This is a genomic window from Polaromonas sp. P3_C2 (genome assembly GCF_056402675.1).
Window position 1 is genome coordinate 1 of the sequence record NZ_JBFUGX010001256.1, and the last position, 558, is coordinate 558.

Genomic DNA, 558 nt, shown 5'->3' on the forward strand with positions numbered 1-558 from the left:
GTTAAAAAGGCCTGTCGACTGGCGGCACCACGCCGGCCGACCTGCGGTAATCGTTATTTCTCCAGCCAGTCCTTGAGCTCGTCGGCATGCTCTTCCTCATCGGCAAGAACATCTTCGAGCAGGCGGCGTGTCGTGGGATCCTTGTCGCCGATCAGCGCAATCATCTGGCGATAGGTTTCAACCGCGATGCGTTCGGCGATCAGGTTGACCCGCACCATGGTTTTGAGGTCGTTCGATTCGTCGTAATCCGCATGGCTGCGCTGCAACAGAGTGGCCGGCGAAAAGTCCGGCTCGCCTCCCAGCTGCACAATGCGCCGGGCAATGCGGTCCGCATGTCCGGATTCTTCATTGGCGTGGACCAGGAACTCGTCGGCAATGGGCGGCGACGACACACCGCTGGCCATGAAGTAGTGCCGCTTGTAGCGCAATACGCAAACCAGTTCTGTTGCCAGTGCGTCATTCAGCAGCTTGACGATCGCATCGCGGTGCGGCCCGTAGGCCGGCGTGATCGCGCCGTCGTTGAGGCTGTTCCGGGCTGCGTTCAGCGCTGTTTCATCG

Annotated in this window: 1 protein-coding gene; it reads right to left on the reverse strand. The window is 60.6% G+C overall.

What is annotated here, in order from left to right; translation table 11 throughout:
• Positions 1-53: 53 nt before the first annotated feature.
• On the reverse strand, positions 54-558 hold a 505-nt coding region (locus tag AC1DWI_RS25935), incomplete at its 5' end, for a ferritin-like domain-containing protein (protein WP_477726295.1).